Below are 703 nucleotides of genomic sequence, written 5' to 3' on the forward strand. Positions count from 1 at the left end.
TCTCGTGTTGCTGCTTCTGCTGCTGGTTATGCTGATCCCGATTCGGGAATACACGCTGGTGCCCGCCGAGGTGATTTCGCTTAACAGCGAAGTGATCGCCGCGCCGAGCGACGGGGTGATTCACCAGATGAAGGTGCCGCCGAACACGCCGGTCGTGGCCGGACAGGTGCTGGCGGAGCTGGATGATACGACTCTAAAAAACCGTCTCGCCATTGCTCAGGCGGAGCTGGCGACCGCCACCGTCAATATGCATCAGGCGTCTCAGCAGGCGATTGAAGACCCGAACGCCCGTGCGGAACTGGCTCTGACCGAAGGCAAATGGCGCGAGCAAAAGGTGCAGGTTGCCTCGTTGCAGCGCGAGCTGGAGAAGCTGTCGATCCGCGCCCGCAGCAGCGGCGTGTTTGTCTACACCGACCCGGACGACTGGGCGGGCCGTCCGGTACAGACCGGCGAGCGCATCGGCCTGCTGGCGGACCCGACGAAGCTCGGCGTGCGCGCCTGGGCGCCTGCGGCGGAATCCACCAACCTGAACCCGCACGCGGCGATGACCGTATTTCTTAAGGTCGCCCCGCTGCACCCGCTGACCGCGCGGCTGGATTACGCCGGTTACGAGACGGTGGAAGCGCCGAACGGCGTCGCGAGCTACCTGCTGCGCGGCACCGTAACCGACCCGTCCAGCGCCGCCCGTATCGGCTTGCAGGGC

1 protein-coding gene is annotated in these 703 nt (G+C 65.6%); it reads left to right on the forward strand.

Going from position 1 to position 703, the window contains the following annotated elements; all coding sequences use genetic code 11:
* The coding region (locus FDX01_RS23300) for an HlyD family efflux transporter periplasmic adaptor subunit (protein WP_249360850.1) at positions 1–703 on the forward strand (703 nt) is incomplete at both ends.

Origin of the sequence: Citrobacter sp. wls613 (genome assembly GCF_005281195.1) — a bacterium.
In the GTDB taxonomy this organism is placed as follows: domain Bacteria; phylum Pseudomonadota; class Gammaproteobacteria; order Enterobacterales; family Enterobacteriaceae; genus Citrobacter; species Citrobacter gillenii.